Origin of the sequence: Rhodococcus sp. IEGM 1341 (assembly GCF_030056895.1) — a bacterium.
Taxonomy (GTDB): Bacteria; Actinomycetota; Actinomycetes; order Mycobacteriales; family Mycobacteriaceae; genus Rhodococcoides.
Genome location: NZ_JASHKV010000001.1, coordinates 448,024 through 468,927, shown reverse-complemented (window position 1 = coordinate 468,927; position 20,904 = coordinate 448,024). Strand labels below are relative to the sequence as shown.

Annotated in this window: 18 protein-coding genes; 7 read left to right on the top strand and 11 right to left on the bottom strand. The window is 64.8% G+C overall.

Annotation, left to right across the window (positions count from 1 at the left end; genetic code table 11):
- Positions 1-23 precede the first annotated feature (23 nt).
- On the bottom strand, positions 24-689 hold the full coding sequence (locus QM615_RS01940) for a potassium channel family protein (RefSeq protein ID WP_188078627.1): 666 nt from the start codon (positions 687-689) through the stop codon (positions 24-26).
- Between the two features lie 176 nt (positions 690-865).
- Between QM615_RS01940 and QM615_RS01935 the strand changes: the two genes are divergently transcribed.
- Together QM615_RS01935 and QM615_RS01930 are read left to right on the top strand one after the other, a co-directional pair.
- The gene (locus QM615_RS01935) at positions 866-2,863 is read left to right on the top strand and encodes an APC family permease (protein ID WP_068050635.1); all 1,998 of its coding nucleotides are present in this window, start codon (positions 866-868) and stop codon (positions 2,861-2,863) included.
- On the top strand, positions 2,860-4,131 hold the full coding sequence (locus QM615_RS01930) for a class I SAM-dependent RNA methyltransferase (RefSeq protein ID WP_149405891.1): 1,272 nt from the start codon (positions 2,860-2,862) through the stop codon (positions 4,129-4,131). The genes QM615_RS01935 and QM615_RS01930 overlap by 4 nt, the downstream gene beginning before the upstream one ends.
- Before the next feature lie 13 nt (positions 4,132-4,144).
- Here QM615_RS01930 and QM615_RS01925 read toward each other — a convergent pair whose 3' ends face one another.
- Complete coding sequence (locus QM615_RS01925; protein WP_188078626.1) at positions 4,145-4,306, bottom strand: hypothetical protein; 162 nt, start codon at positions 4,304-4,306, stop codon at positions 4,145-4,147.
- Between the two features lie 25 nt (positions 4,307-4,331).
- Here QM615_RS01925 and QM615_RS01920 point away from each other — a divergent pair, with 25 nt between their 5' ends.
- Positions 4,332-4,853, top strand: coding sequence for a CGNR zinc finger domain-containing protein (locus QM615_RS01920; protein ID WP_188078625.1), 522 nt, complete (start codon positions 4,332-4,334; stop codon positions 4,851-4,853).
- Positions 4,854-4,877: 24 nt separating this feature from the next.
- On the opposite strand, the gene QM615_RS01915 is transcribed toward QM615_RS01920, so the two are convergent.
- On the bottom strand, positions 4,878-5,717 hold the full coding sequence (locus QM615_RS01915) for an ABC transporter permease (RefSeq protein ID WP_149405890.1): 840 nt from the start codon (positions 5,715-5,717) through the stop codon (positions 4,878-4,880).
- Entirely contained in the window at positions 5,714-6,682 is a 969-nt protein-coding gene (locus QM615_RS01910) for an ATP-binding cassette domain-containing protein (protein WP_149405889.1), read from the bottom strand. Before QM615_RS01910 ends, QM615_RS01915 begins: the two co-directional genes overlap by 4 nt.
- Positions 6,683-6,863: 181 nt before the next feature.
- On the opposite strand from QM615_RS01910, the gene QM615_RS01905 reads away from it, so the two are divergent.
- Positions 6,864-7,619 (top strand): sigma-70 family RNA polymerase sigma factor, encoded by a 756-nt coding sequence (locus tag QM615_RS01905; RefSeq protein ID WP_149405888.1) that lies wholly within the window; start codon positions 6,864-6,866, stop codon positions 7,617-7,619.
- Entirely contained in the window at positions 7,616-8,374 is a 759-nt protein-coding gene (locus tag QM615_RS01900; RefSeq protein ID WP_149405887.1) for an anti-sigma factor, read from the top strand. Before QM615_RS01905 ends, QM615_RS01900 begins: the two co-directional genes overlap by 4 nt.
- Before the next feature lie 42 nt (positions 8,375-8,416).
- On the opposite strand, the gene glsA is transcribed toward QM615_RS01900, so the two are convergent.
- Positions 8,417-10,243, bottom strand: coding sequence for a glutaminase A (gene glsA, locus QM615_RS01895; protein WP_149405886.1), 1,827 nt, complete (start codon positions 10,241-10,243; stop codon positions 8,417-8,419).
- Between the two features lie 179 nt (positions 10,244-10,422).
- Between glsA and dxs the strand changes: the two genes are divergently transcribed.
- Positions 10,423-12,303: a 1-deoxy-D-xylulose-5-phosphate synthase gene (gene dxs / locus QM615_RS01890; protein ID WP_149405885.1), complete on the top strand. Its 1,881-nt coding sequence runs from the start codon at positions 10,423-10,425 to the stop codon at positions 12,301-12,303.
- Positions 12,304-12,511: 208 nt separating this feature from the next.
- Positions 12,512-13,879, top strand: a complete 1,368-nt coding sequence (locus tag QM615_RS01885; RefSeq protein WP_149405884.1) for a glycosyltransferase 87 family protein — start codon at positions 12,512-12,514, stop codon at positions 13,877-13,879.
- Here the strand turns inward: QM615_RS01885 and QM615_RS01880 are convergent.
- The 6 genes from QM615_RS01880 to QM615_RS01855 form a co-directional block, all read right to left on the bottom strand.
- Positions 13,849-14,118: a YciI family protein gene (locus tag QM615_RS01880; RefSeq protein WP_149405883.1), complete on the bottom strand. Its 270-nt coding sequence runs from the start codon at positions 14,116-14,118 to the stop codon at positions 13,849-13,851. The genes QM615_RS01885 and QM615_RS01880 overlap by 31 nt on opposite strands.
- Before the next feature lies 1 nt (position 14,119).
- Positions 14,120-15,517 carry a sugar porter family MFS transporter gene (locus tag QM615_RS01875; protein WP_149405882.1) on the bottom strand — a complete coding sequence of 466 codons (1,398 nt, stop codon included), beginning with the start codon at positions 15,515-15,517 and terminating at the stop codon, positions 14,120-14,122.
- A 222-nt stretch (positions 15,518-15,739) separates the two neighbouring features.
- The gene (locus QM615_RS01870; RefSeq protein ID WP_149405881.1) at positions 15,740-16,486 is read right to left on the bottom strand and encodes an SDR family oxidoreductase; all 747 of its coding nucleotides are present in this window, start codon (positions 16,484-16,486) and stop codon (positions 15,740-15,742) included.
- A gap of 93 nt (positions 16,487-16,579) precedes the next feature.
- The gene (sigJ, locus tag QM615_RS01865; protein WP_149405880.1) at positions 16,580-17,440 is read right to left on the bottom strand and encodes an RNA polymerase sigma factor SigJ; all 861 of its coding nucleotides are present in this window, start codon (positions 17,438-17,440) and stop codon (positions 16,580-16,582) included.
- 97 nt (positions 17,441-17,537) lie between these two features.
- The gene (locus QM615_RS01860; RefSeq protein WP_149405879.1) at positions 17,538-19,643 is read right to left on the bottom strand and encodes a 3-hydroxyacyl-CoA dehydrogenase NAD-binding domain-containing protein; all 2,106 of its coding nucleotides are present in this window, start codon (positions 19,641-19,643) and stop codon (positions 17,538-17,540) included.
- Positions 19,640-20,866 (bottom strand): thiolase family protein, encoded by a 1,227-nt coding sequence (locus QM615_RS01855; protein WP_068050622.1) that lies wholly within the window; start codon positions 20,864-20,866, stop codon positions 19,640-19,642. The genes QM615_RS01860 and QM615_RS01855 overlap by 4 nt, the downstream gene beginning before the upstream one ends.
- Between the last annotated feature and the right edge of the window lie 38 nt (positions 20,867-20,904).

The window sequence follows — 20,904 nt, the reverse complement described above, 5'->3', positions numbered from 1 at the left end:
GGTGGGGAATGTGCGCGCGTGCATCAGTCGTCCGACGGCGGCGGGTTGCCCGCCAGTGCAATCGCTTCGGCGACGGTTCCCGAGACCGCGGCGACGTACACCTCGTCACCGGCTTGGATCACGGTTCGCTTGTCCGGTAGCAGTCCGCTGCCGAACCGGATGACGAACGCGGCCCGCGAGTTGGTGGCTTCCTCGAGTACCGAGAGCTTCTTGCCTATCCAGGCGTCGTGGAAGTCGAGCAGGACGACGGCGACGCTGCCCGACGGATCGCGCCACTTGGTGGTGGGGTCGTCGCGCAGCAGGTTGTGCAGAAAACGATCGGTGGCCCAGGGGACGGTGGCGACGGTCGGGATGCCGAGGCGTTCGTAGACGGCGGCGCGCTTGGCGTCGTAGATCCTCGCGACCACTTTGTCGACGCCGAACGTCTCTCGTGCGACGCGGGCGGAGATGATGTTGGAGTTGTCGCCGGAAGACACGGCCGCGAAGGCCTCGGCTTTCTCGATTCCCGCGCTCACCAACACATCTCGGTCGAACCCCATGCCGACGACGCGATGTCCGGCGAAGTCGGGTTCCAGACGCAGAAAGGCTGTTTCGTCGCGGTCGATGATCGCTACCTCGTGTCCGATGCGTTCGAGCGCCCCGGCCAGCGATGCGCCGACGCGGCCACATCCCATCACAACTACGTACAACGCCCAGCTCCGTCCCGATCTCGATGGTCGACCACTGCCGACCGACACTGCCATGACCGGCAGGCGTGCACCAACGTATCGGGGGATCGGCCACCGTACGGATCGAGGGTGCGCTCCGACGCAGTTTCGGGCGCGTGGTTGAGACGCCCGTGGGAGGACGGCCTACGCTTCTGTGCGTGTCCAAGGTCTCGACTGCCGCCAAGCGGCTAGTGCTCGGTAAGCCGTTCCGCAGCGACAAGCTCGGTCATACGTTGCTTCCCAAGCGGATCGCGTTGCCGGTGTTCGCCTCGGACGCCATGTCGTCGGTTGCGTATGCACCCGAGGAGATCTTTCTGGTGCTGTCGGTCGCGGGCATCTCGGCAGTCGCGTTCACCCCTTGGATCGGTCTCGCCGTCTGCGTGGTGATGGCCGTCGTCGTGGCCAGCTACCGACAGAACGTGCATGCCTATCCCTCCGGCGGTGGTGACTACGAGGTCGCGACCACCAACCTGGGCCCCGCAGCCGGATTGACGGTCGGCAGCGCACTGTTGGTCGACTACGTGTTGACCGTGGCCGTGTCCATTTCGGCGGCCGCGTCGAACATCGGGTCAGCGGTGCCGTTCGTGGCCCAGCACAAGGTGCTGTTCGCTGTCGTGGCAATCGTCCTGGTCACCTCCGTCAATCTCCGCGGCATCCGGGAGTCCGGAACTGCGTTCGCCATCCCGACGTACGCCTTCATGGGTGGCATGGTCCTGATGCTGGGGTGGGGCCTGTTCCGGGTCTACGTTCTCGGCGACGACATCCATGCCGAGTCGGCGGCCTTCGATCTGCGGGCCGAGGATTCCCACCTGTACGGCATCGCGTTCGCCTTCCTCATTGCGCGAGCGTTCTCGTCCGGTTGTGCGGCACTGACCGGGGTGGAGGCGATCAGCAACGGGGTACCGGCATTCGAGAAGCCGAAGTCGCGCAACGCCGCGACGACGCTGCTGCTGCTCGGAGTCATCGGGATCACACTGCTGATGGGCATCATCCTGCTCGCGCAGAAGATCGGCATCAAATACGCGATGGATCCCGAATACCAACTCGTCGGAGCGCCGGAGGGCTACCAACAGAAGACGCTCATCGCGCAGTTGGCGGAGGCGGTCTTCAGCGGATTCCCCATCGGGTTCTTCTTCATCACCACCGTCACGGCCCTCATCCTCGTTCTTGCGGCCAACACTGCGTTCAACGGTTTCCCGGTGCTCGGTTCGGTGCTGGCACAGGATCGGTATCTGCCGCGCCAGCTGCACACTCGCGGTGACCGCTTGGCCTTCAGCAACGGCATCCTCTTCCTGTCCGGTGCCGCGATCGCCTTCGTCGTCGTGTTCGGCGCCGAGGTCACCAAACTCATTCAGCTCTACATCGTCGGTGTGTTCGTCTCGTTCACCCTCAGTCAGACCGGCATGGTTCGGCACTGGACGCGGCTGTTGGCCACCGAGACCGATCCCGAGCAACGCCGGCGCATGCAGCGCTCGCGGGTGGTCAACGGGGTCGGTCTCGGCATGACCGGAACGGTGCTGGTCATCGTGTTGATCACCAAGTTCGCCGCCGGTGCGTGGATCGCGATCGTGGCGATGGTGGCGATCTTCGTCCTGATGCGCATGATCAGAAAGCACTACGACACCGTGGCCCGCGAACTCGAGAACGAGGAATGGGACGGAGTGCTGCCCAGCCGGACGCACTCGATCGTGTTGGTCTCGAAGCTGCACATGCCGACCCTGCGCGCGTTGGCGTACGCCAGGGCGACCAGGCCCGACACGCTCGAGGCGGTGACCGTCAACGTCGACGAAGCCGACACGCGCGCGCTGGTCAGGGAGTGGGAGGCGAGTGACGTCACGGTGCCGCTCAAGGTCGTCGAGTCGCCGTACCGAGAGGTCACCAAACCGGTTCTCGATTACGTCAAGCGAGTTCGCCGCGATTCGCCTCGGGACGTCGTCACGGTCTTCATCCCCGAGTACGTGGTCGGTCACTGGTGGGAGCAGGTTCTGCACAATCAGAGCGCGCTGCGACTCAAATCCCGACTGCTGTTCCAGCCGGGCGTGATGGTCACCAGCGTGCCGTGGCAGCTTCGGTCGTCCGAGAAGGCCAAGCGTGAGGTGCTCGGCAATGCGCCCGGTGCGTCGCGTCGCGGCTACGAGCCTCCGGCCGGCAAGTGAGCGAGAGTTGGTTCGGGCTGCTGCTCGAGGTCGAATTGGGCGCGCCAGGGCACGGCGGGTTCTGTGTGGCCCGCCACGACGGCCGGGTGATGTTCGTGCGTCACGGATTGCCCGGTGAACGGGTCCTGGCCAAGGTGACCGAGGACCGGGGCGGATCGTTCTGTCGCGCCGATGCCGTGGAGATTCTGTCTGCCTCTCCGGACCGGGTGGACGCGCGCTGTCCCATCTCCGGACCCGGCGGCTCGGGCTGTTGCGATTACTCCCACGCGAGTGCCGATGCCGGACGGCGACTGAAGTCCTTCGTCGTCGCCGAACAACTTCGCCGCGTCGCCGGAATCGAGCGTGAGGTGCAGGTGGAGGAACTACCGGGGTCCGGCGACGGCACCGGGTGGCGAACCCGTGTGCGACTCGCCGTGGATTCCGGCGGACGGCCCGGCTATCACCGCTATCGCAGTAGTTCGATCGTCACCGAACTCACGTGTCCGCAAATGGATTCCGCGGCCTTCGAGGGTCTGGCGGATCAGCAATGGCGGCCGGGTGCCGAGCTGCAGGTGGTGCTCGACGGGGAAGGTGAGCGGCACGTGGTGGAGATCGCGCCTGCGCAGCTCTCGCCCACCGGACGCCGATCGCCGGGGCGTCGTGGCGCGGCCGCGCGTCGGGCTGCGTCGTCGCGGTCCCGGCCGGAGAAGGCCGTGATCGGATCGGGTCGGGTCACCGAACACGTCTCGAACAGGGCGTGGACCCTCGACGCCACCGGATTCTGGCAGGCCCACAGCGGCGCGCCTCAGGTGTACACCGACGTTGTGGGGGACTGGGCGGACGCCACAGCCGGTGACGGTGCGTGGGATCTGTACGGCGGTGTCGGTGTGTTCGCCGCCGCGCTGGCCGATCGGGTGGGTCCGAGCGGCCGAGTCACAAGCGTCGAATTCTCCCGTCGCGCCGCCGAGGACGGCCGTTCGGCGCTGCAGGATCTACCGCAGGTCTCGTTCGTGCCGGGTCGGGTCGAGCGGTCGTTCGAGACGTTGACCGAGCCGGCGGCGGTTGCGGTGCTCGATCCACCTCGGGCGGGTGCCGGACGGGACGTGATCGACGCCCTCGCCGTCAGGTCTCCGCGTTCGGTGGTGCACATCGGATGTGATCCGGCCTCGTTCGCACGGGATGTGAGCTTGTATCGAGCTGCGGGATACGAATTGATCGACATGCGCGCATTCGACGCCTTTCCTTCGACCAGCCACGTCGAATGCATCGGCCGCTTCGTTCGTCGGTGAGGGCGGCGACCGATCAGGCCCGGTACGCAACTTCGGCGACCGGGGCGAAGGTGTGCGAGGGAACGGTCACGATGCGCTGTGCGCCGCATGTGCACCCCTGATATCCGACGAGTCCCTCGCTCGTGTCGTGAGTGGAGTGGGTGGTCCAGGTGTGTGTGGTGTGTTCGGTGTGCATGCGTCCATCGTGATGTAATGGTCTTGTGCACATCAACCCTTACGGCGAATATGCGGTGAAACTCGGTATCGACCTGCTCAATTCACCGCCCACGTCGGCGACCGAACTGGGCAACCGCTGCGTCGACGCCGGCCTCGTACCGGACTGGACAGCAACCGACGCCGATCTTCTCGACACCCTCGAGTTCCTGCGTGACTGGGCCCGTGTGGTGGACGCAACCACCGAGAACGATCGGGCCGACGAGCTCAATGCGCTGTTGGCACAGGCGTCGGCGTACCCGCGGCTGACCAACCATGCCGACGACGGCTGGCACATGCACTATCGCGATCCCAACATCGCACTCGGCGGCGTCATCAGGGCCTTGGTCAGCGTCGGCACAGCGTTGCATCTGACCGGACGCGGAATGTCTCGCCTCGATCGCTGCGCCGCCGCCGACTGCACGCTCGCGTTCGCCGACACCTCGAGGACAGGCAGGCAACGCTACTGCGGAACGGTGTGCTCCAATCGCGACGCGGTCCGCAGGCATCGAGCACGCGCGGCCTCGTGATCGAGGCGATGCGCACCGTGTTCGCTAGGACTTTCGGTTGTACAAGCGCATCGTGATGGGCCCGAACACTGCCAGCAACACCGCGCACAGCATCAGCGTCACTCCCAGCCGACCGGTGTCCACATCGCCCTGCATCAGTCCGCGCAGTGACGTGACGAGGAAGCTGACCGGGTTGACGTCGACGAACGCGCGCAGCCAACCGGGCATCGTGCTGGGGTCGACGAAGATGTTGCTCGCGAAGGTGAGCGGAAACAGGATGAACATCGACACGCCCATGACCGCGGCCTCGGTGCGCACGATCATCGCGATCATGGTCCAGATCCAGGACAGGCAGAACGAGAACACCAGCAGCAGAGCGATGGACGCCACGACGCCGAAGACACCACCTTGCGGCCTGAAGCCGAGGACCAACCCGAGGATCAGCACGATCACCGAGGCCAGTGTGTAGCGAACGACGTCACCGAGCAGCGCACCGACCAGGGGCGACGGACGCCAGATGGGCAGCGAACGGAATCGATCGAACACGCCCTTCTCGATGTCCTTGTTCATGGTCACGCCGGTGTACATCGTGATCATCACCACGGTCTGCACGAGGATGCCGGGGAGCAGGAACTGGATGTACGCCTCGGTCGACCCGGCCAGTGCGCCACCGAACAGGTAGGTGAAGAGCAACGTGAACATGATGGGAAAGGCCGTCACGTCGAACAATTGCTCGGGTACGTGCTTGATCTTGAGCAGCGCACGCCACCCGAAGCTCAACGACGTCGACAACGACGACGGACGCGGCGGACGAGGCCCGGCGGCACCGAGCACGTCGATGATGGTCGACGCCTGTGGCGTCGACTGCTGGGCTTCGGTCGTCATGACGCAACCTCCCGGTCGGATTCGACTGTGGTGCCGGCGTCATGGCCGGTGAGGGCGAGAAACACCTCGTCCAAGCTCGGTTGCCCCAGCGTGAACGACGCGATGGGGATGCCTGCGGTCTCGAGTGCAGGCAGCACGGGCGCGGCCTGTGCCGGATTGTCCAAACGTGCGGTCACGGTGAACGGATCCGGGTCCTCGGTGACGTTGTCGCCGAGCAGATCTCGCAGGATCCGTGCAGCGGCCGTTCGCTGGGACGTTTCGAGAACTCGCAGGTGCAGTGAATTCGATCCCACCGATGCCTTCAGCTCGCCCGTCGTACCTTCGGCGATGACCTTGCCTCGATCGATGACTGCGACACGCCCGGCCAGTTGATCGGCCTCGTCCAGATACTGTGTCGTCAGTAACACCGTCGTTCCGCCCGCGACCAACGCACGGACGATCTCCCACACGTGATTTCGGCTGCGGGGGTCGAGTCCCGTGGTGGGCTCGTCGAGGAAGATCAGTTCGGGAGTGACGATGATGCTGGCGGCGATGTCGATGCGACGGCGCATTCCGCCGGAGTAGGTCTTGACCTGCCGCGGTCCGGCATCGGCGATGTCGAACGCCGTCAGCAACTGCTCGGCTCGTGATCGGGCGGCAGGCCGTGAGTAGCCGAGCAGTCGAGCGAGCAGCACCAGATTCTCCGTACCGGTGAGATCCTCGTCCAGAGAAGCGAATTGTCCTGTCAGAGCTACCTTCTGCCGTACGGCCTCGGGTTCGTTCGCGACGTCGTGACCCAGGACCCGGGCACTGCCTCCGTCGATCGGAAGCAGGGTGGCCAGCATCCGGATGGTCGTCGTCTTCCCCGCGCCGTTGGGCCCGAGCACGCCGTAGACACCACCGGACGGGATGGACAGGTCGACTCCGTCGACAGCGATGTTCGTGCCGAAACGTTTGATCAGACCGTGTGTCTCGATCGCCGCCATGTCTCTCGTTCCCTCCGGTGGGCCGGTCGCCCGATTCCCCGCGATTGTCCGATTCTCCACCAAGGATGAAACGCGGTCCACAACTCCGCAAACGAATTTCGGTTCCGAACCATCCTCCGGTCGGTTTGTTCCGAATATGTACTGCGGCGGGAAAACGCGGAGGTTTCGATATGAGAGCGATATGACCACTAGTGTCGTGATCGATGAACTCGATCATGAACCCGTCTGTTGGGACGACCTTCCGATGAGCGCGCCGTTGTCGGATGCGTCCGGATCGTCGGATACCGGCCGTGACCGGCCGACGTCCGATGCCTCGGAGAACTACGCGGCAGAGGATGCGGTGTGCGCTGTTCCCAGTCCACAGCTCAAGAACCTGCGTGCCGACGAAACGGATCGTCTCCGTCGGTTGATGGCGTCGGTCGCACAGGGCGATCGGGCGGCGTTCGCCGAGTTGTACGACGCGACGTCGTCGCGGGTGTACGGCATGGTGCTGCGGGTGCTTCGCGACCCGGGGTACAGCGAGGAGACCGCACAGGAGGTCTTCCTTCAGATCTGGCGTGCGGCACCGAACTACGACCCGAACCAGGGCAGTCCACTGGCCTGGATCATGACGCTGGCGCACCGTCGCGCCGTCGATCGCGTTCGGAGCGAGCAGTCGGGTACCGACCGTGAGGCCGCGTACGGCGCAGTCAGTCACACACCGGAGCACGACGAGGTACTCGAGACGGTGACGCAGCGGCTCGAATCCGAGGCCGTGGTTGCCTGTCTCGATACTTTGACCGATACGCAGAGCGAGTCGGTCCGAATGGCTTATTACAGCGGTTACACCTATCGCGAAGTTGCGGAGCGGCTCGGGGTCGCGGTTCCTACCATCAAGTCGCGCATACGAGACGGATTGATCAAATTGAAGACATGCCTGGGGGTGATCCCGCAATGAACGAATCGTCACGACAACGACTGCTCGACGACGCGGTGGTCTATGCCCTGCACGCGACCACCGAAGCCGAACGACGCGACATCGAGACCGAACGGCTGCGCGTCGACGAGACCGCACGCGCCCAGTTCGACGTCCTCGTGGGCGAGATCCACGAGACGCTGGCCTTGGCAGCGGCGGCCGACGCCGCTCCTGCACCCGAGCGCCTCCGGCAACGGGTGCTCGATCAGGTCGCCGTCAGCGATCAGGAGCCCACGGTCCACAAGCTGCCACCGAACGTCACGCCACTGCACCGGCATCGGCGGGAACGCTCGAAGGCCTGGCGGTACTCGATGGTCTCGGCTGCGGCCGCGGTGGTCGTCGCCGTCGGCGGCGTAGTGGTGGTCAGCCAGACCATGGGCAACGATGCGCAGTCGACTCAGGCGGATCAGATCGTGGCCGCGCCCGATTCACGACAGGTGACGGCGGAGTTCCCCGGTGGCGGCTCGGCGACCGTGGCGTACTCGCTGTCCCAGAACGCGGTCGTCGTCGATCTCGACGGAGTCCCGCAGCCACCACCCGGCCGCGTCTACCAAATGTGGTTCGTGGACGGTTCACCTCGCTCTGCCGGCGTGGTGACCGAGGATCAGCTCACCTCCGAGGACGGCACGGTGGTCGACGGTCTCGGGTCGTCGACGAACTTCGCGTTCTCGCTCGAACCCGCGGGCGGGTCTGCGCAGCCCACCGAGGTGCTCACGATGCTGACGCTGGGTGCCTGAGCACGGCACACGCACAGTCGCCTCGGGCGGTTCGACGTTCGGTCAGAGGCCGATGTCGAACCGCCCGAGCGTTCTGATCACCGCTGCCATCTGGCCGTAGGCTCCGGTGGCGAGATTTTCCAGCAGCGCCAACTTGACCTCCGGTGCGTCGCGTGTGAGAGCCCGGAAGTGCGCCGCCGACACCACCACGAGATCGACCGGTGTGTCGGCGACCATGTCGAGCAGGAACGGTACCGACATCAGCAGAGGCATCTCACCGAAGCTCATCCCGGGGGAGAGTGTGGTGATGCGGTGCTTGCCACCGTCGGCGGCGACGGCCGTGGACGTCACCTCACCACGCAGCATCAGGAACAGGCCCGCAGCCGCATCTCCCTGGCGAACGATCACATCTCCGCGCGCGTAGTGCCGCTTCTCCAGATACGGAGTCACCGCGTCGAACTGCGCGGCGGACAGCCCGGCCAGCAACGGATGCTCGGCCGTGGTGACCACGGTCGGTTGTCGCACACCCGCGCAATGACGATCGAGCAATAGATTCTCGGCCCACTGGATGGCCGCACCCAGGCTCGAGTAGGTTCGGCCCGCGGGGTCCGCCGGGTCGAGACTCGACGTCGTGTGACCCATGATCGCCCTGGGATCCACCAGACCCACCACACAGCCGTGCTCTGCGAGATCCTGACGTAGATCCTCGAACATCGCCCGGGCGATGTCACTGACCTCGTCGACGCCCCGCACATCGATGACGAGGGCATCGAGTTCCCGATCGAGGTCGCCGATCTCACGGACGGCAGTCTCGGCACCGGAGAACAGTAGATCCCCGTGCAGTTCGTAGACGCGGGCGCGATCGCCCACGGCAGCCAAGGTGGCCTGTTCCACCTCCGATCGCCGTTTGCGTGAGGGTGCCTCGGTGACCACGTATCGGCGCCGTATCGAGGATTTCGCCGCTCGGGTGACGTGCAGAAAGTGCAGTTCGAGCCGTGTCGAGAGTTCTCGGCAGGCGGCGACTCCGCGCACGCTGTTCCCGTGCGAGTCGAGCCGCGGAGAGTAGACGGCTATGCCCATCTGTCCCGGGAGTACCGCCAGGATCCCGCCTCCCACCCCACTCTTGGCCGGCAGGCCTACCCTCGCGACCCAGTCGCCTGCGCCGTCGTACATCCCACATGTGGTCATGACCGACAGCACTCGTTCGACCAGGGCAGGTGCCAGTGCGCGTTCACGCGTACGCGGATTGACGCCGTTGTTGGCCATCGTTGCCGCCATCATGGCGAGGTCCGCGGCGGTGACGTCGATCGAGCATTGGCGGAAGTACAGATCGACAGCGGCGTCGGGATCGTGGTCGATGATGTCGAACGAACGGAGCATGTACCCGATTGCGCGGTTGCGATTGCCGGTGCGGGCCTCCGACCGGTAGACGGCGTCGTTGAACGTCAGAGACCGTCCCGCATACCGCGAGTACGAGGCTCGAATGCGCTCGAATCGATCCTCGGCACTTCGCCCGACGATCAGCGACGCCGACGTGATGGCACCGGCGTTGATCATCGGGTTGCGTGGTCGCTCGGTGACGGGGTCGAGACTGATCTCGTTGAACGGTTCACCGGACGGCTCGACGTCGATCTTGCTCGCCACGACGTCCAGGCCCCGGTCGGCCAACGCCAACGCGTAGGTGAACGGCTTGGAGATCGATTGGATCGTGAAAGGGAGTCGAGTGTCGCCGACCTCGTAGACGTAACCGTCCGTGGTCGTCAGCGCGATACCGAACCCGTCCGGCGTGACGGCAGCGAGCTCGGGAATGTAGTCCGCCACCTGCCCGGACGTATCGTCGCGACACAGTTCGTGAACTCGGCGCAGGATGGCATCGACCACGTTGCTCATAGGCCACACTGTATGTGTGATGTCCGTTTCGTCACTGCCCAGGTTAGGGGCGGCTGACCCAGGGCATCTCGACGTTCGACGGTACTGTCGGCGTCACGATGCTGGGCGGAGCAGCAGTGCTCGATAACTCCGTAGACTGAAATTTCCATTGTGTTTTCCGGCCGGAGGGAGCGATCTCGTTGGGTGTCCTAGCTCGAATTCAGACGCCCGAGGACTTGCGCGACCTCGGCAGTGCGGAGCTGGCCGAACTGGCCCGCGAGATCCGTGCGTTCCTCGTCGAGAAGGTGTCCGCTACCGGTGGCCACCTCGGTCCCAATCTCGGTGTGGTGGAACTGACACTGGCGATTCATCGCATCTTCGACTCCCCGCGTGATCCCGTCATCTTCGACACCGGTCATCAGGCATACGTGCACAAGATGCTGACCGGGCGCACCGGTCTGTTCGACACGCTTCGTAAGCAGGGCGGCCTGTCCGGCTACCCGTCACGGGTCGAGAGCGAACACGACTGGGTCGAGTCCTCGCACGCGTCGGCCTCTCTCTCCTACGCCGACGGCCTGGCCAAAGCGTTCGCTCTGAAGGGCGAGACCGACCGGCACGTCGTCGCCGTGGTCGGCGACGGTGCGCTCACCGGCGGAATGTGTTGGGAGGCCCTCAACAACATCGCCGCAGGCCGCGACCGATCCCTGGTGATCGTCGTCAACGACAACGGTCGCTCCTATGCCCCGACCATCGGGGGCCTGGCCGATCATCTGGCGGCTCTACGGCTCCAGCCCGGGTACGAGAAGGTGCTGGACAACGGTCGTCGTATCGTTCGTCGCATTCCGATCGTCGGGCCCACGGCCTATGCGATGTTGCACGGCATGAAGGCCGGGGTGAAGGACGCCATCAGCCCGCAGGTGATGTTCACCGATCTCGGCATCAAATACCTGGGTCCTGTCGACGGCCACGACCAGCACGCGATGGAATCGGCACTGCGCCGAGCCAAGGCGTACGGCGGTCCGGTCATCGTCCACGCGGTGACACGTAAAGGCATGGGCTACGTGCACGCCGAGAACGACGTCGCAGATCAGATGCACGCCACCGGGATCATCGATCCGTTGACCGGACTGGCGCGATCCAAGTCGGCACCGGACTGGACCTCGGTGTTCTCGGCGGCATTGATCGAGCAGGGCGAGCAGAACGAAGACGTCGTGGCGATCACCGCAGCGATGGCCGCGCCCACCGGTCTCGCCGCGTTCGGAGTTCGCTTCCCCGACCGATTGTTCGACGTCGGAATCGCCGAGCAGCACGCGATGACGTCGGCTGCCGGGCTGGCGCTGGGTGGCATGCATCCGGTGGTCGCGATCTACTCCACCTTCCTCAATCGAGCGTTCGACCAGTTGCTGATGGACGTGGCGCTGCTCGGACTGCCGGTCACCGTGGTGCTGGACCGCGCCGGTGTCACCGGGGCCGACGGTGCCAGCCACAACGGCATGTGGGACATGTCTCTGCTCGGCATCGTTCCCGGCATGAAGGTGGCGGCACCGCGCGATGCCGAGACTCTGCGAGAAGAGTTGGCCGAGGCGATCGCCACGTCCGACGGACCCACTGCTCTGCGCTTTCCGAAGGGCGCAGTGACCGAGACCGTGCCGGCAGTACGCAGACTGGACGGAATCGTCGACGTACTGAGCGAGCCGTCGGGTGCCACGGGCGATGTGCTGATCGTGGCCGTCGGAGTGTTCGGTCCGCTGGCCGTGCACGCCGCGGAGAAACTCCGACAGGACGGCATCTCGGCGGCCGTGGTCGACCCCAGATGGGTGCTGCCCATCCCGCAGGCGCTGCTGAAATTGGCGGAGGACTACCGGATGGTGGTCACCCTCGAAGACAGTGGCCTGCACGGTGGTATCGGTTCGACTCTGTCCGCGGCTCTTCGCGCGGCAGGCGTCGACACCCCGTGTCGTGATCTCGGTGTGCCACAACGATTCCTGGACCATGCATCGCGCGAGCAGCTTCACCACGAACTCGGTCTCACCTGCGAGGACGTCGTGCAGCGGGTTTCGCACTGGGTCAAGAGCCTCTGACGCAGGCTTTTCGTCGGACGTCGACGCCGTAGAACGCGCGGCGTCCGGCGACCGCGACTGCCATGGGTACCGTCATCACGAGTAGGAAGAGCACCGACGGTTCCCACCGTTGCGTTGCCGAGTGACGATAATTTTCTTTGCGAATATGTGACCTGTGTGACTGGTGTGTCGTTGCTGCACAAACCGGGACGACTGGCATGTTTTGTCCATGACCCTCGTCTTCGACGGTAGAACCGACGTCTCGGACAGCCGAGTCGATCCGGCTCTCGGTGCCGGTGATTCCGACTGGGCGGCCGTCGAATGCGTGGATGACGCTCCTGCTCTGGATTCCCGGAACGACGGGGTGGAGCGACGACATTCGCGTTGGTTCGTGGCGATGTCGGCAGTGATCGGTGTGGTGGCGTTCGCCGCTCACGATCGTTTGCTGTCGTTCGACTCGTTGTACGGATTGTTCGGCAACGGTGTCGACGCTCTCGTCTACCGGCACGGCGGCGCAACCGTGCTCAGTGGCGAAGGGCTGTACTCGTTCTCGTTGTTCGGCACGCTGCCGTTCACGTATCCGCCGTTCGCCGCGGTGCTGTTCGCGCCTCTGGGCTTGCTGTCCGATACCGCCACCGGATTGCTGGTGAACATATCCAACGTCGTATTGCTCTACGGAGTGGTCCATCTCAGTTGGCGTCGACTCGGTTACGAGAACAGCACGCGGACCAAGGTGGTGAGTGTGGCTCTTGCAGTGGGCTGCTCGTGGCTAGAGCCGGTGCGCATGTCGCTGTGGTTGGGCCAGATCAATCTGCTGTTGCTCGCGTTGGTGCTGTGGGATCTCGGTCGGCCCGAGGGCAGTAGGTTCCGAGGGTTCGGTGTCGGAATTGCGGCCGGTCTGAAGCTGACGCCGGGCCTGTTCGTCGTCATGTCGATCGTGCAGAAGCAGTGGCGAACGGCATGGACCGCGGCCGTCACCGGTCTTGTCACGGTGCTGATCGGGTTCGTGGTCGTGTTTTCCGACGCGTGGCGCTACTGGACCTCCGCGATCCTCGCCTCGGACCGGGTTGGGTCGACCACGTCTCCCGCGAATCAGTCGGTTCGGGGGATGGTTGCGCGGGCGTGGGGAACCGAGCATCCGCCTGTGTTGGTGTGGTTGCCGGTGGCGGTGGTCGTCCTTGCCGCGGGGATGTGGGTCTCGTATCGAGCTCACCGGGCGGGTAGAACACTGCTGGCGATGACGCTGTGCGGTCTCACGGCCCCGATGGTTTCGCCGTTCTCCTGGGGCCATCACTGGGTGTGGTGCGTTCCGCTGCTGGTGATCGGACTCGACGCGTGTTCGCGGTCGAGCACACGACACCGCATCCTCCGTGTTCTCGGAATACTCGCCGCCACAGCGCCTTTCGTGGCCTGGTATCGCACTCAGGCCGATGTGGTGGTGATCGGCACGTTCATGCAGTCCGTATCGCCGATTCTCGACGGAGGACTGCGGAACGCGTATTGCGTTGTCTACGTGATCGTTCTGGCGGTAGCGGCGACAGGATTGCACAAGGACTCGACGATCCGTTACGTCCCAGCGACCAATTCTTCGATCTGAACGCGATCTATCAGATGGGCCAGGGCGAAGGGGTCGTGTGCGAACATCCGCTCGACACTTGCTTTGTCGGTGCCTTCGACGATCATCGTGGTACCACTGTGATCGGCGAGCGGGCTCGACGATCGGAGGATCTTGCGGCGCTCGAGTTCTCGCAACCAGGCGCGGTGATCGGTGCGGTGATCGTCACGGCCCGAGGAGGTCTCGGGGGTGTACGCGTATTCGACGACGAACATCGGCATGTCAGATCTCCATGTCCTCGAGCTCCATTCCTTTGGTTTCCTTGATCTTGTACTTGACAAAGAAGAAGGACACGATCGCGAAGAACGCAAAGAACGAATAGATGAATCCGAGTCCGATTGTGTCGGACAACGGCGGAAACGCGAGTGTGATGGCGAAGTTGGCAATCCAGTTCGCGGCAGTACTGATACCGAGTGCGACTGCTCGCATTCGGTTGGGGAACATCTCTCCGAGCATCACCCACATGATCGGGCCCCAGGTTGCGGCGAAGAACACGACGAAAAGGTTGGCACCGACGAGAGCCACAGGGCCCCAGGGCGACGGCAATTCGAGTTGGTCCCCGCTACCCACTGCCTGGCTGAACGAGACGGCCGCGAGTACGAGGCCGACGAACATTCCGATCGAGCCGATCATGAGCAGATTTCGTCGGCCGAATCGGTCGACGAACAAGATGGCGACGAATGTCATCGTGACATTGATGACCGAAGTGATGACCGAGGTGACGAACGATTGATTCTCGCTGAAGCCGACGGACTTCCACAGAGTCGTCGAATAGTAGAAAATCGCGTTGATTCCGACGAACTGCTGCAGGATGGCCATGGTGATACCGACCCAGACGATCGGTTGCAGCCCGAACTTCGGTCCACGGATATCGGCGAAAGATGATTTCGATTCCCGACGCAAGGTCAGTCGGATCTGTTTCACCCTCTCGTTCGGGTTCACCTCCCCGGTGATGTCTCCCAGAATGCGGGCCGCTTCCTCGTCGAGATGTTTTCCGACGAGGTATCTGGGCGACTCGGGAATCAGCGTGGCGAGAAAACCGTAGACGAGTGCCGGTGCGACGCCGACCAGGAACATCCACCGCCAGGCCTCGAGTCCGAACCACAGGTCGTTCGACGGCCCACCTGCCGCGTTCTGCAGCACCGCGTCCGACAGCAGAGCAGCGAAGATTCCGATGGTGATGGCGAGCTGCTGCAGCGAGGCCAATCCACCTCGATAGCGGGCCGGGGCTATCTCCGAAATGTATGCGGGCGCGATCACCGATGCGATGCCGATGCCGAGGCCGCCGAGTACACGCCAGAGCATGAGATCCGGGACGCTGAACGCGAACCCGGATCCCACCGACGAGATGGTGAACAGTGCGGAACCGAGCAGCATCACCTTCTTTCGGCCCCAGCTGTCGGCGAGTCGGCCGGCGAACCAGGCACCGACCGCGCAACCGAGAAGTGCGATGGCCACCGCGAAGCCGGTGACGAACGACGACAGTGCGAAGTTCTCCTGGATGGAGTCCACCGCGCCGTTGACGACGGACGAATCGAACCCGAACAGGAAACCGCCGACAGCGGCGGCAATCGTGACTCCGATGACTTTGGCAGTGTGCCGATCGGTGGATTGCGTCATCACGTGACCCAGCTTTCGAGGTGAACCAGCATCCTTGGTGGTCGATCGCCATCATCGTCCTCGCACCGACGGAATGGGAGCGAAATCGACTCGATATTCGTGGCGTACAGGAATCGGCTCGCCGAAAAAGGTGAATTGTCCGATATCCCGGCTGTCGAACTCGAAGTTGCGGACGGAAAACTGCCTAAAGTCGTCCGTAGCTTCGAGTTCGGCGGCAGGTGGCTAGCGCGCCTGGGTGGCCGACCATTGATCGAAGGTCTGGAGACCGTGATCCGACTCGGTCGTGGTGACCAGCGTTCCGTCTCGCATCGCGCGACCGTATGCGCCGGGGATCGGGACTTCGAGCACCAGGCCGCGAGCACCGATGGCTCGTGCGTAGCGCCGAACCATCTCGGCCATGCGTTCTTCACGTGGTCCACCGAGATCGGCGACCCGACCTGCCGGGGACCGCTCCGCGAGGTCGATCAGTCGTTCGGCGACCTCGCGGGCGGCGATCGGTTGCGAGACCATCTTCGGGATGATGCTCACCGGACCGAACGACGCCTGCGCGCGGATCTGGCCGGCGAACTCGTGGAACTGGGTGGCTCGAAGGATCGTCCAGGGCACTGCTCCAGCACGAACGAGGCTCTCCTGCTCCACCTTTCCGGCGTAGTAGCCGTGCGGTGCCTCGTCTATCCCCACGATCGACAGCGCCAGGTGATGGCCGACACCGGCCGCGCTCTCCGCCTCGAGCAGGTGTCGCGTGACGGCGGCGAAGAACGCCGTCGACTCTTTCGCCGAGACTGTCCGCGTCGACGCGACGTCCACGACCGCCTCGACTCCGGCCATGGCGTCGGACAGTCCTGACCCGGCGACGAGATCTACACCCGCAGATCGCGACAGAACGACCACGTCGTGGCCGCGTTCACGCGCAACCTCGACCACGTGCACTCCGACTGTTCCGGTTCCCCCGGCTACGGCTAGCTTCATCGCGTATCCACCTGTTTCTCGAGAGTTGATCGGACCGCGTGTGGCGGGCCTCTACTCTCTGACGACACAGCCGCGACGAATGTATGGCGTGCATCAGACCCAGTTGCGGAGTTTGTCCGGATTGAGCACGATCCAGACGTTCGAGACAACGCCGTCGGCGACGTCGAACCCGATGACGCCGAACACCACGCTGCCGCGCCGCATCGCGATGCCCGACAGGCCGTTGACGGGTTCGATGGACCACTCGAGGTCGGTCGACTTGGCGGTGATGCCGCGAACGAACCGAGCGACTCGATCGGATCCGAGGACGGCGTTGCGGGCCGCGGAGACGTGGCCGCCGCCGTCACTGACGAGGGCGACGTCGGGCGCGAGCACCGAGACGAGGGATGCGAGATCTCCGCCCGCCGAGGCCGACGCGAAAGCCCGCACGACGCGGTCGTGGTCGATGGGGTCGGCGACGGAGCGGTGACGGGAATGCACGTGAGCTCGTGCGGCAGAGGCGAGTTGGCGGCAGGCGGCCGGTGATCGATCCAGGACGGTGGCGATCTCGTCGAACGGGACGGCGAACGCGTCGTGCAGTACGAAGGCGACTCGCTGCGCCGGACCGAGCGACTCGAGCACGACGAGCAGCGCGAGGGTCACCGAATCCTGTTGCACTACTCGGTCGGCCGGGTCCATCGTGGTCGCGTCGCGGGAATCGGCGCCGGGGACCGGTTCCGGCAACCACTGACCGACGTAGTTCTCGCGTCGAGCGCGAGCGGAACTCAGTACGTCGAGGCAGATGCGACCTACCACTCGGGTGAGCCACGCCGCCGGGACGTCGATGGCGTCACGTTCGGCGTCGGTGAGTCGGTACCAGCGAACGAGAGCCTCGGAGGCGGCGTCTTCGGCGTCGCTGTAGGAACCCAGCATGCGGTAGCCGATTCCGATCAACCGACTGCGTTCGCTGTTCATCGGGTCAGACCCTATCTCGGCACCAAAAAGCCGAGTTCGAGGTCATGGACGAAAATCCGGAGAAATCCGTCCACGACCTCGAACTCGGCGGGCAGTGCTAGACGCTGGCTACGCCCGGTGCGAGGAAGCGCTGACCGGTGGCGGCCTCGGAGGCCCCACTACGGTCGAGGTACGGAGTGATGCCGCCGTTCCAGAAGCCGAATCCGCCGCCGAGGAGCAGGCAGAGGTCGATGTCCTCGGCTGCTGCCACGACGCCCTCGTCGAGCATGATCTTGATCTCGTCGGCGATCGCGTTGCGGGTGCGCTCGAGCACCTGCTCGGCGGTCGACGGCGAATCGCCCTGCGGCCAGAGTGCGGCGACCTCGGGATCGACGACCTGGCCCTCGGGTCCGTAGGTCCACACACCCGGCTTCTTCGCCTCGACGAGTGCACGGAATCCGGCGGAGTCCTTGAATCGCTCCGGGTATGCCTCGGCGAGGGTTTCGGCAGTGTGCAGTGCCACGGCCGGTCCGACGAGTGCCAGCAACGTGAGCGGGCTCATCGGCATGCCGAGTTCGCCCACAGCGCCGTCGGCAACATCGAACGGGGTGCCCTCGTCGATGGCGCTGATGATCTCGTTCGACGCGCGAGTGACGAGACGGTTGAAGACGAATCCGGGGAGATCCGCCGACAGTACGGCCGACTTCTTGAGGGTCTTGGCCGTCGCGAATGCCGTTGCGAGAGTGGCATCGTCGGTCTTCTCACCCTTGACGACCTCGAGCAGTGGCAGGACCGCAACGGGGTTGAAGAAGTGGAAGCCCACGACGCGCTCGGGGTGCTTCAGGTCTGCAGCCATCTTGGTGATCGACAGCGAAGACGTGTTGGTCGCGAGGATCGTGTCGGCAGAGACGAATTCCTCGACCTCGGCGAACACCTTCTTCTTCACGTCCAGGTTCTCGAACACGGCCTCGATGACGAAATCCGTGTTCGCGAACGCGGACTTGTCGATCGAGCCGGACACCAACGCCTTCAACCGATTTGCGGCATCGGGGGACAGGCGCTTCTTGCCGAGCAGCTTGTCGATCTCGCCGTGGACGTAGCCGACGCCCTTGTCGATGCGCTCCTGATCGATGTCGGTGAGGATCACCGGCACCTTCAGCTGCCGAACGACCAGCAGTGCCAGCTGGCTGGCCATCAGGCCGGCACCGACGATGCCGACGCCGGAGATCTTGCGCGCCAACGACTTGTCGGGTGCACCGGCGGGACGCTTGGCGCGCTTCTGCACCAGATCGAAGGCGTACAGCCCGGCGCGAAGCTCGTCCTTGACCAACAACGTGGACAGGGCCTCGTCCTCGGCCGCGAAGGCCTTGTCGAGTGAGGCCGAGTCGGTGATGTCGGTGCTCTTGGCGAGCTCGAGCAGCTCCACCGCGGCGACGGGGCCGGGGGCGAAGTTGTTGGTCTTGCCCGCGACGATGCCCTTGGCGCGGGCGATGGCGTCGTCCCAGGCCTGCCCGCGGTCGATCTCGGGTCGGGCAGGGGTGATCTCGCCCTTGACGACCTGAGCAGCCCACGCGAGGGACTGCTCGAGGAAGTCGGCTCCGCCGAAGAGCGCGTCGGCGATACCGAGGTCGAGTGCCTGCTGCGGCTTGAGGACGCGGTTCTGGTTCAGTGCGTTCTCGATGACGACGGTGACGGCGTTGGAGGCTCCGATGATGTTGGGCAGCAACTGAGTTCCACCCCATCCCGGCACCAGGCCGAGGAAAGCCTCGGGAAGACCGAGTGCGGCAGCGTTCTCCGCGACGGTCCGGTAGTGCGAGTGCAGTCCCACTTCGAGGCCACCACCGAGTGCGGCACCGTTGATGAAGGCGAACGTCGGAACGGTCGACTCGCGCAGGCGTCGGAAGACCTTGTGACCGAGCTGCCCGATCTGCAGCGCCTCGTCCTTGGTCTTGATGTTCGGCACACCGTTGAGGTCGGCACCGACGGCGAAGATGAATGGCTTACCGGTGACGGCGATGGCAACCGGGTTCGCTGCGAATGCCTCGTCGAGGGCGGCGTCGAACTTGGCCAGTCCACCGGGACCGAAGGTCGACGGCTTGGTGTGATCGAAGCCGTTGTCCAAGGTCACCAGGGCGATGGAGCCGTCGAGCCCCGGTACGGAGACAAGCTTCGTGAACGCGTTCGTGACTACCTCGTCGCTGAACGCTGTGGTGATGTCGCTCATGCCTTCGCTCCTGAATAGTCAGCGTGGTTGGGGTTCTCCCAGATGACGGTGCCGCCCATACCGAGACCGATGCACATGGTCGTCAGGCCGTAGCGGACGTCGGGCTGCTGAGCGAACTGGCGGCTCAGCTGCGTCATCAGGCGGACGCCCGAGGATGCGAGGGGGTGGCCACACGCGATGGCCCCGCCCCACTGGTTGACGCGTGGGTCGTCGTCGGCGATGCCGTAATGCTCGAGGAAGGCGAGCACCTGGATGGCGAAGGCCTCGTTGATCTCGAACAGGCCGATGTCGTCGATGCTCAATCCCGTTCGACCGAGGAGCTTTTCGGTCGCGGGGACCGGTCCGATGCCCATGACGGCCGGGTCGACGCCGGCGAAGCTGAAGCCGACCATGCGCATGCCGATGTTCAGGCCGAGTTCGTGCGCGGTGTCCTCGCCGGCCAGGATCGCGGCGGTGGCGCCGTCGTTGAGTCCTGCCGCGTTGCCTGCGGTCACGCGACCGGCGGGCCGGAACGGCGTCTTGAGCTTGGCGAGGTCCTCGACGGTGGTGCCGGGGCGAGGCGGCTCGTCCTCGGTGGCCAGGCCCCATCCTGCGGCGGACTTGGTGGCGACGGGCACAAGGGTGTCGGCGATGAAGCCGGCCTTCTTGGCGGCGTCGTACTTGTTCTGGCTGGCGACGGCGTACGCGTCGGTGCGGTCCTTGGTGATGCTCGGGAACCGGTCGTGCAGATTCTCGGCGGTGTTGCCCATCACCAGCGCGCTGGGATCGACGAGCTTGTCGGCGAGGAAACGCGGGTTGGGGTCTACGCCCTCACCCATCGGGTGGCGGCCCATGTGCTCGACGCCACCGGCGATCACCACGTCGTACTGGCCGAAGCCGATGCCCGACCCGGTGGTGGTCACCGAGGTCATCGCGCCTGCGCACATGCGGTCGATGGCGAATCCGGGGACGCTGCGGGGGAGGCCGGCGAGCAGTGCGGACGTACGGCCGATGGTCAGGCCCTGGTCACCGGTCTGCGTGGTCGCGGCGATCGCGACCTCGTCGATGCGCTCGGGAGGGAGGTTGGGGTTCTTGCGAAGGAGTTCGCGGATTGCCTTGACGACGAGGTCGTCTGCGCGAGTGTCGGCGTACATGCCCTTGGGGCCTGCTTTGCCGAACGGGGTACGGATGCCGTCGACGAAGACAACATTCCTCTGTGAGCTGGTGGACGCGGGTACAGACACGCTTTTCGATCCTCCCGACAGATGCGGACGACTCGCCC